Genomic DNA, 9,310 nt, shown 5'->3' on the forward strand with positions numbered 1-9,310 from the left:
GTGGCCACCAGCAGCACCATGACCAGGGTCAGGAAGAGCCCGAGGCGGCGCAGCGACGGCATCTTCACCAGCACCACCAGCCAGGCGGCGACACCGATGAACGAGACCGTGAGCACGAACTCGTACATGTTGCCCCACGGCATCCGGTCGGCGGCGAGGCCACGGGTGACCAGCCCGACCAGGTGCAATGCCGCGCCCAGGGCGGTCACCACCACAGCGATCCTGCCGGCCAGCTCGGCGCGCCGCGCGGTCCGCTCTGCCGCAGTCGGGGGCACGGTGCCCGCCACGTCAGCGCCCACCCCGCCGGCCACGCCCGTGGAGCCGCCGCCGACCGCCGCGCCGACCAGTTCGCGGGCGGGTGCCGCGACGGCCTCGGCGCGCGAGTTGCCCAGCGCGTACTCGACCGCGTGGCTGATCATCGCCAGCAGGTACACCAGGGTGGCGATCGACACCACCTGGTCGGAGAGTGCGGACATCACTCGGCTCCTTCTCGCGCCCCGGCGCCAGCCTCGACTCCGGCGCCGGCTTCACCGCCCCGCTCGTCGCCGCGGATCGCGGACACCAGCTGGGCGAACTCGGCCGCGAACCCGGGATGCTCGGTACGCGGCAGGCCAGCCACCTCGACCAAGCTACTACCGCCCGTCGGAGATCCACTGCCGGGGTGCCCGGAACCGTCGCCCGAGCCGGCCGGCAGCCCGTCGCCCGAGCCAGCGGGCAGTACCCGGACGAAGACCCGCCGACGCCGGACGAACAGCGAGCCCATCAGCCCGAGCACCAGCCCGACGGAGCTGACCAGCAGCAGCATCGTGCCCGGGTCGTAGCGCACGGACAGGACGATGTACGGCTCGGTGCCCAGGAACTCGACCTTCGTGCCATCGTCCAGCGTCCAGCTCTCACCCATCCGCAGTTCCTTCGAACCGATCTCGGTGAGCCGGCCGTTGCGTACCTGACGCTGGTCGAGCTGGTAGACCGAGCCGGGGATGCCGGCGTCGAGGCCCAGGTTGCCCCGATAGGCGACCAGGCCGAGCAGCGGATTCTGCTCGGTCGGGTGCTCGGAGCGGGTGAACGGTGCCTGCTGCGGCGCGGTCGGCATGTACAGGCCGTCGAAGGCCACCTGGAGGTCCGGATCCCGCTCACCGGTGGCCGGGTCGACGTTGGCGTCCGGGAAGGCGGCCAGCCCCTCACCGGTCAGCCCGACATCCCCGGTGGTGAGAAACGGCACAGCGCTGGTCTGGCTCTTGCCGAACCGGTCGGTGTAACGGATCACCGGGGCGTAGCCGTGCCCGAGCAGGTAGACGTTCGCGCCGTCGAGGCGCAACGGCGAGTTGACCGAGAACTCCGCCGGGCGCGGCGCGCCGCCGTCCTCGTCGACGGTCACCTTCGCGTTGTACGAGGCGGGCTGGCCGCTCGGCAGGAACCGGGCGTCGAACTCGTCCAGCTGCATACAGAAGCGGGGCAGGTCGTCGCCGACCCGCGGGCCGAGCTTCGCCTCGGCGTACTGCTGACGGGTGTTGCAGAAGACGTGGTCGGCACCGGCGACGAGCAGCCGGTTGCCGTGCCACCCGTACCAGGAGCCGAGCGCCACGCCGACCAGCACCACCACCATCGAGGTGTGGAAGATCAGGTTGCCGGTCTCCTTGAGGAGGCCCTTCTCGGCGGAGACCTCGTCGCCGCGGACCACCACCCGCCACCGCCGACGCCGCAGCGTCTCGGCGATCGCCGCCGCACCCCCGGCCGGGGCGGGCAGCACCGCGTGCTGCGGCAGCCGCTCCAGCCGCTTCGGTACGGCCGGCGGCGCGGCCCGCAGCGCCCGGACGTGGTCGCGCAACCGGGGCGTGATGCACCCGATCAGCGAGGTGAAGAGCAGCAGGTAGATCGCGGAGAACCAGACCGAGCCGAACGCCTCGAACGCGCCCACCCGGTCGAGCATCGGGGCCAGCTCGGGGTACGCGGTGTAGAAGTCGCGTACGTCCTCCGGGTTGACGCCGCGCTGCGGCAGCACCGAGCCGGGGATCGCGGCGACCGCGAGCAGGAAGAGCAGCACCAGAGCGGTACGCATGCTGGTCAGCTGCCGCCACGAGTTGCGCAGCAGGGCGAGCACCGGGTTGGGGCGGCGCCGCGGTGCCTCGGCCGGCGCGGCCGGCCGGTCGTCCACGGCGGTCATCAGATACCCACCTCGAAATTGCCCACCCCGACGGTGGTCTGCAACCAGATCACGACGTTGCTCCACCCGCCGGTGACCAGCGCCAGGCCGATCAGGATCAGCAGGACGCCGCCGATCCGGGTGATCCACCGGCTGTTGCGCCGTACCGCGCGGAAGACCCCGAGCAGGCGGTTGAAGCCCAGCCCGAAGACGATGAACGGGAGCCCCAACCCGAGGCAGTACGCCACGGCCAGCACCACCGCCCGGTCGGTCTGCCCGCTGGTGGTGGCCATGCCGAGCACCGCGGCCAGGGTCGGCCCGGTGCAGGGCACCCAGCTCAGCGCGAACACCGCGCCGAGCACGGGCGCACCGAGCAGGCCGGCGGCGGGCAGCCGGTTGATCCGCAGCTCACGCTGGAACCCAGGCAGCACCCCGAGATAACCCAACCCGAGTACGACGATGAGCCCGCCGATGACGATCTCCAGCGTCCGCTCGTAGTCGAAGAAGACCCGGCCGATGCTGCTGAACAGGATCGCGGTGGCGACGAACACGACGGTGAAGCCGGCAACGAAGAGCAGCGTCCCGGCGAGCACCCGCCCCTTGACGGCCGGGCTGACCGTGGACCGCTCCTCCCGCACCGCCGTACCAACACCAGCACCGCCCGCCTTGCGGGTGCTCGTGGTGTTAACAGGGGGCCCTTCCTCTACCGGAGGCGTTAAGAGGGGGCCCTTCCTTTCACTTCGGCCTTCGAGGTCGGTGCCGGCGAGGCCGGTGACGTAGGAGAGGTAGCCGGGCATCAGCGGGAGCACGCACGGGGACAGGAAGCTGACCAGCCCGGCCAGCGCCGCCGCGCCCACCGCCAACAGCAGCGGGCCCGACTGGGCGAGCTGACCGAACGTCTCGCCCATCAGCGTTGGCCGGCCGACGCGGGTGACTCCGCGGCGATCCGCTCCACGATCGGTTGCAGGCCCTCCTGCTTGACCGCCGCCCGGATCACGGTGGCGATCCGCCCCTCCCGGTCGAGGACGACCGTGGCCGGGATGGTGTTCGGCGAGATGTCCAGGTTCAGGGCGAGTCGGCTGCCCGGGTCGAAGATGCTCGGGTAGCTGACCCCGAACCCCTCCTCGAAGGCGATCGCCTTGTCCCGGCTGTCCTGCACGTTGATGCCGAGGAAGGTCACCCCGGAATCCTTGGTCGCCTGGTAGGTGGCCTCCAGGTCGTCGGCCTCGGCCCGGCACGGCGCGCACCAGGAGCCCCAGAAGTTCACCACGACGACCTGGCCGCGCTGATCCGCCACGTCGTAGGACCCGCCCTTGAGCAGCTCACCGGCGATATCGGGGGCGGCGGTCCGTTGGTCCGGGCGGCATTCCACGATGCCGTCGACCGTGTCGCACTGCGGCTTCCCGCCGTCGGCGGAGCAGCCGGTCAGGAGCGCCATGGCGGTCACGGCGGCGAACAGGCCGGCGGTCAACCTCCGGGCCGCCATCAGGCGCCCTTGGCCGTCCGCGCGGTCGGCGAGATCGCCACCAGGTGCGCGGCCGGTTCGGAGTAGCCGATGCCGACGACCTTGGCGCCGTCGAAGTGGAACGTGGTCAGCGAGGCCAGCGAGCACTGCCGGCGGCGCGGGTCGTGCCAGAGCCGCTTGCGCTCGACGTGCCGGCGCAGCGTCCAGATCGGCAGCTGGTGCGAGACCAGGACGGCCTCGCGTCCCTCGGCGGCGATCCGGGCGGCGTGCAGCGCGGCGAACATCCGCTCGGCGATCACCCGGTACGCCTCACCCCAGGAGGGGGTGACCGGGTCGCGCAGCACCCACCAGTTACGCGGGTCGCGGAAGGAACCGTCGCCGGGCGAGACCCGCTTGCCCTCGAACCAGTTGGCGCTCTCGATCAGCCGCTCGTCCACCCCGACGGGCAACCCGAACTGCGCGGCGATCGGCTCGGCGGTCTGCTGGGCACGTTCCAGCGGGCTGGCCACCACGTGCACGACCTCGCGTTCGGCGAGCCCCTGCGCGGCGGCCTTGGCCATCTGGACACCCAGTTCGCTGAGGCGGAACCCGGGCAGCCGGCCGTAGAGGATGCCGTCCGGGTTGTGCACCTCGCCGTGCCGAAGCACGTGGACCACCGTCTTGCTCACCGCTGTGCCCCCTTCGTTCGCGACTGAGGGGCTCGCAAAACCGGCTCACTCCTCGCGCTCACCACTACCCCCCAGTTACCGCCGCTGCCGCCGCATTGGCCGCCGCCGGCAGGGCAGCGGCGATCTGTTCCAGGGCGGCGTCGTCGATCGCCGCCGACACGAACCAGGACTCGAACGCGCTCGGCGGGAGGTACACCCCAGCGGCGAGCATCGCGTGGAAGAACGCCTTGAACGCGGGCACCTGCTGGGTGCGGGCGCTGTCGTAGTCGACCACGTCGGCGTCGGTGAAGAAGATCGAGAACATGCTGCCCGCGTACGACACCCGGTGCGGGACACCGGCGGCGGCCAGCGCGTCGGCGGCGAGCTTGCCCACGACGGCGGCCGTGGAGTCCAGCTGGCGGTAGAGCGCGTCGTCGGCCAGCCGCAGGGTGGTCAGGCCGGCCGCGCAGGCGAGCGGGTTTCCGGAGAGGGTGCCGGCCTGGTAGACCGGGCCGGCGGGGGCCAGTCGCGACATGATCTCCGCGCGCCCGCCGAACGCCGCGGCGGGCAGCCCGCCACCCATGACCTTGCCGTACGTCCACAGGTCCGCGTCGACCGGGTCGAGGCCGTGCCAGCCGGAGCGGGAGACCCGGAACCCGGTCATCACCTCGTCGATGATGAGCAGCGCACCGTACGCGTGCGCGATCCGCGCCAGCTGGTCGTTGAAGCCGTCGCGGGGGGCGACCACGCCCATGTTGCCCGGGGCCGCCTCGGTGATCACCGCCGCGATGTCCGGCCCCTGGGCGGCGAACGCCTCCTCGACCGCGGCGATGTCGTTGTACGGCAGCACGATGGTCTCGCTGGCCGCCGCGCCGGTCACCCCTGGCGAGTCGGGCAGACCGAGGGTGGCCACGCCAGAACCTGCGGCCACGAGCAGCGCGTCGACGTGTCCGTGGTAGCAGCCCGCGAACTTGATGATCTTCGAGCGGCCGGTGTGACCGCGGGCCAGCCGGATCGCCGACATGGTCGCCTCGGTGCCCGAGTTGACCAGGCGGACCTGCTCGACCGGCGTACGCTCCACGATCTCGGCCGCCAGGTCGACCTCGCCGGGGGTGGGCGTACCGAAGCTGGTGCCCTGCGCGGCGGCGGCCTGCACGGCCGCCACCACCTCGGGGTGGGCGTGGCCGAGGATCAGTGGGCCCCAGGAGCACACCAGGTCGACGTAGCGCCGGCCATCGGCGTCGTACAGCCAGGGCCCGTCACCGCGGACCATGAAGCGTGGTGTGCCGCCGACCGCCTGGAAGGCGCGCACAGGGGAGTTCACCCCGCCCGGCACGATGGCCCGGGCGCGGTCGAACAGGGCCGCTGAGGCCGGCGCGTCGACCGGGTAACGGTCGGATCCGGCGGGAAACACCTCGGTCACGATGCCGCCATTGTGTCAGCGCCCGATGGCGGATCAGCAGGCACCCCGGATCAGGGTTACCCGGCTCACCTGCGGCACGCTGCCCCAGGGGTGACTCGCCTCGACGGGCCGGGTGCCCGAGATCGCGATAGGCTGACCGGGTGGATCGTGCCGAACTGTCCATCACCGTTCACCGGACTGGCGACGAAGCGACGCTGCGCCTCGCCGGTGAGATCGACATGCTCACGGCCGCCCAGCTGTCGACCGTCGTCAATGAGGTGCTGACCGAGCCGCCGCCGCGGATCGTGCTCGACCTCGGCGGCGTCACCTTCTGCGACTCGCAGGGGTTGGGGACGCTGGTCGTCCTCAGCCGCAAGGCCAGCCACTCGCAGAGCCTGCTCGTGCTGACCAACGTGGGCGAGTTCCTGCTGCGCGTCCTGGACATCACCGGCCTCCGCAGCGCCCTGATGATCCGCAACGACGCCCGCACCAGCTGACCCGCCCCGCGCGTCAGCTGGTGGTGCCCCAGCGGGCCTGTTCGAGGGCGGCCACGGCGCGGGCGACGGCGTCCGGGTCATCCGAGCGGAGCAGGTTGGTGGCCTCGTCGACCGCGTCGGTCAACAGCCGCCACTGGGCGTCGCGCTCCCGCACCATCTCGGACTGCGCGGCCAACTGGCGGGTCTTGGTCCACAGCTCGACGAAGACGGACACCTTGGCCCGCAGCACCCAGGGGTCGAACGGCTTGGTCAGGTAGTCAACCGCGCCGATCTGGTAGCCCCGCAGGGCCAGCTGGGCGTCCCGGTCGGCGGCGGTCAGGAAGATGATCGGTACGTGCCGGGTACGCTCCCGCCGCTTGATGTGGCTGGCGGTCTCGAAGCCGTCCATGTCCGGCATCTGGGCGTCCAGCAGGATCACCGCGAAGTCGTCCACCAGCAGCTGCTTCAGCGCCGCCTCTCCGCTCTCCACCGCGACCGACTGCACCGGCAGCCCCTGAAGGATCGCCTCCAGCGCCATCAGGTTCTCCCGGCGGTCGTCAACCAGCAGCGCCTTCGCCACCTGCGTCACGAGCCCTCCTCGGTCCGGCTGCCGCTGATCCAGGACGCCATCAACTCGATGAGCTCGTCAAGGTCGACCGGCTTGGTGATGTAGTCACTGGCCCCGGCCGTGATCGCCGACTCCCGGTCACCCGGCATGGCTTTGGCGGTCAGGAACACGATCGGCAGGTCCGCGAACCGGTGGTTACGCCGGATCTGCCGGGTCGTCTCGTACCCGTCCTGGTCGGGCATCATGGCGTCCATCAGCACGATGTCGACCTCGGGGTGCTCGGCCAGCAGGCGTACCCCGTCGCTGCCGTTGTCGGCGTAGAGCACGGTCATGCCGTGCAACTCCAACGCGCTGGTCAGCGCGAAGACGTTGCGCACGTCGTCGTCGACGATCAGCACGGTGGCGCCGTCCAGCTGGCGGGTCTGCGGGGCCTGTGGCGCCGGTGGCAGCAGTTCCATCGGCGGCATCAGCAGCGACGACGGCAGGCCGGCCCGCTGCGGCGACGGCGGCGACGGTGCCACCACCGCGTCCGGCGCCAGCACGTCGGGCAGGTAGAGCGTGAACGTCGAGCCCTGGCCGGGGGCCGAGGTGACGGTGATCGTGCCGCCGATCAGCCGGGCCAGGTCCCGGCTGATGGACAGGCCGAGCCCGGTACCGCCGTACCGTCGGCTGGTGGTGCCGTCCGCCTGCTGGAACGCCTCGAAGATCAGCGACAGCTTGTCGTCGGAGATGCCGATGCCGGTGTCGATCACCGTGAAGGCGATCACCTGCCGGGCGTTGGTCAACGTCGGCACGTCGAACACCGCGTTCTCCGGGGCCCGGGAGATGCGCAGCGTCACCGCCCCGTTGTCGGTGAACTTGACCGCGTTCGACAGCATGTTGCGCAGGATCTGCTGGAGCCGCTGGGCGTCGGTGACCACCGCCGGCGGCAGGTCCTTGCCGATCCGCACCTGGAAGTCCAGGCCCTTGTCGTCGGCCTGCGGAGCGAACGCCTGCTCGACGTAGCCGCGGATCTCGGCGAACCGGACCTCGGTCGGCTCGACGTCCATCCGCCCCGCCTCGATCTTGGACAGGTCGAGGATGTCGTCGATCAGGCGCAGCAGGTCCGACCCGGAACCGTGGATGGTCCGGGCGAACTCGATCTGCTTCGGGCTGAGGTTCTGCTCCGAGTTCTCCATCAGCAGCCGGGCCAGCAGCAGCAGCGAGTTCAGCGGCGTACGCAGCTCGTGGCTCATGTTCGCCAGGAACTCCGACTTGTACGCCGACGCCCGGGTGAGCTGCTGCGCCTTGTCCTCCAGGCCGAGCCGGGCCAGCTCGATCTCCCGGTTCTGCGTCTCGATGTTCGCCTTCTGCTCGGAAAGCAGCTTGGCCTTGTCCTCCAGTTCGGCGTTGGTGCGCTGCAACTCCGCCGACTGCTCCTGCAACTCGTGGGCCAGCCGCTGGGACTGGGCGAGCAGTTCCTCGGTACGGCGGTTGGCCTGGATGGTGTTGACCGCGATGCCGATGGTGGCGACCAGCCGCTCCAGGAACGACAGGTGCAGCTCGGAGAACGGGGTCGCGCTGGCGAACTCGATCACGCCGAGCATTTCGCCCTCGAAGAGGACGGGCAGCACGACCAGGTCAGCCGGGGGTGTGTCGGCCAGCCCGGAACGCAGGGTGATCCGGCCGTCCGGCACGGCACCGACCCGGATGGTGCGCCGGGAGAGCGCGGCCTGCCCGACCAGCCCCTCCCCCGGCCCGAAGGTGACGTCGTGTCCCCGGGACACATAGCCGTACGAGGCGGTCAGCCGCAGCCGCATCACCCCCTCGGAGTTGTCCGCCAGGAAGAACGCGCCGAGCTGCGCGTCGACCAGCGGGGTCACCTCCATCATGATCATCCGGCAGACCTCGCCGAGGTCGCGCTGCCCCTGCAGCAGACCACCTATCCGGGCCAGGTTGGAGTCGAGCCAGCCCTGCTCGGCGTTCTTGTGGGTGGTCTCCCGCAGGGTGACGATCATCTGGTTGATGTTGTCCTTGAGCTCGGCGACCTCGCCCTGCGCCTTCACCGCGATCCGCTGGGTGAGGTCACCCCGGGTTACCGACGTGGAGACCCGGGCGATCGCCCGCAGCTGGGTGGTCAGGGTGGAAGCGAGCTGGTTGACGTTCTCGGTGAGGTCCCGCCAGGTGCCGGAGACCCCCTTGACCTGGGCCTGACCGCCGAGCTTCCCCTCGATGCCGACCTCGCGGGCCACCCGGGTGACCTCGTCGGCGAACGACGACAGCTGGTCCACCATCGTGTTGACGGTGTTCTTGAGTTCCAGGATCTCGCCCTGGGCGTCGACCGTGATCTTCTGCGACAGGTCGCCGTTCGCCACCGCCGTGGTGACCGAGGCGATGTTCCGCACCTGGCTGGTCAGGTTCGACGCCATCGAGTTCACGTTGTCGGTCAGATCCCGCCAGGTCCCCGAGACCCCCTTGACCTGCGCCTGACCACCGAGCTTGCCCTCGGTGCCCACCTCACGGGCCACCCGGGTCACCTCGTCGGCGAACGACGACAGCTGGTCCACCATCGTGTTGACGGTGTTCTTGAGTTCCAGGATCTCGCCCTGGGCGTCGACCGTGATCTTCTG

Annotated in this window: 8 protein-coding genes and 1 pseudogene; 1 reads left to right on the plus strand and 8 read right to left on the minus strand. The window is 70.7% G+C overall.

The window, feature by feature from the left end; translation table 11 throughout:
- The 6 genes and pseudogenes from AB0M52_RS24835 to hemL all read right to left on the minus strand — a co-directional run.
- Positions 1-476 (minus strand): annotated as a pseudogene (locus AB0M52_RS24835) (c-type cytochrome biogenesis protein CcsB); the annotation flags it as partial.
- Complete coding sequence (locus tag AB0M52_RS24840) at positions 476-2,164, minus strand: cytochrome c biogenesis protein ResB (protein ID WP_363958116.1); 1,689 nt, start codon at positions 2,162-2,164, stop codon at positions 476-478. The gene AB0M52_RS24840 and the pseudogene AB0M52_RS24835, both read right to left, overlap by 1 nt.
- Positions 2,164-3,051, minus strand: a complete 888-nt coding sequence (locus tag AB0M52_RS24845; protein ID WP_363958119.1) for a cytochrome c biogenesis protein CcdA — start codon at positions 3,049-3,051, stop codon at positions 2,164-2,166. The genes AB0M52_RS24840 and AB0M52_RS24845 overlap by 1 nt, the downstream gene beginning before the upstream one ends.
- Positions 3,051-3,629 (minus strand): TlpA disulfide reductase family protein, encoded by a 579-nt coding sequence (locus tag AB0M52_RS24850; protein WP_363958121.1) that lies wholly within the window; start codon positions 3,627-3,629, stop codon positions 3,051-3,053. Before AB0M52_RS24850 ends, AB0M52_RS24845 begins: the two co-directional genes overlap by 1 nt.
- Positions 3,629-4,276 carry a histidine phosphatase family protein gene (locus AB0M52_RS24855; protein ID WP_363958124.1) on the minus strand — a complete coding sequence of 216 codons (648 nt, stop codon included), beginning with the start codon at positions 4,274-4,276 and terminating at the stop codon, positions 3,629-3,631. The genes AB0M52_RS24850 and AB0M52_RS24855 overlap by 1 nt, the downstream gene beginning before the upstream one ends.
- 64 nt (positions 4,277-4,340) lie before the next feature.
- The gene (gene hemL, locus AB0M52_RS24860) at positions 4,341-5,678 is read right to left on the minus strand and encodes a glutamate-1-semialdehyde 2,1-aminomutase (protein ID WP_363958127.1); all 1,338 of its coding nucleotides are present in this window, start codon (positions 5,676-5,678) and stop codon (positions 4,341-4,343) included.
- Positions 5,679-5,818: 140 nt separating this feature from the next.
- Here hemL and AB0M52_RS24865 point away from each other — a divergent pair, with 140 nt between their 5' ends.
- The gene (locus AB0M52_RS24865; protein ID WP_363958130.1) at positions 5,819-6,154 is read left to right on the plus strand and encodes an STAS domain-containing protein; all 336 of its coding nucleotides are present in this window, start codon (positions 5,819-5,821) and stop codon (positions 6,152-6,154) included.
- 13 nt (positions 6,155-6,167) lie between these two features.
- Here AB0M52_RS24865 and AB0M52_RS24870 read toward each other — a convergent pair whose 3' ends face one another.
- A complete protein-coding gene (locus AB0M52_RS24870) occupies positions 6,168-6,722 on the minus strand; it encodes a response regulator (RefSeq protein WP_363958134.1) in 555 nt (184 codons plus the stop codon).
- On the minus strand, positions 6,719-9,310 hold a 2,592-nt coding region (locus tag AB0M52_RS24875; protein WP_363958137.1), incomplete at its 5' end, for an ATP-binding protein. The genes AB0M52_RS24870 and AB0M52_RS24875, both read right to left, overlap by 4 nt.

This window comes from Micromonospora sp. NPDC051296, assembly GCF_040682255.1.
In the GTDB taxonomy this organism is placed as follows: domain Bacteria; phylum Actinomycetota; class Actinomycetes; order Mycobacteriales; family Micromonosporaceae; genus Micromonospora; species Micromonospora craterilacus.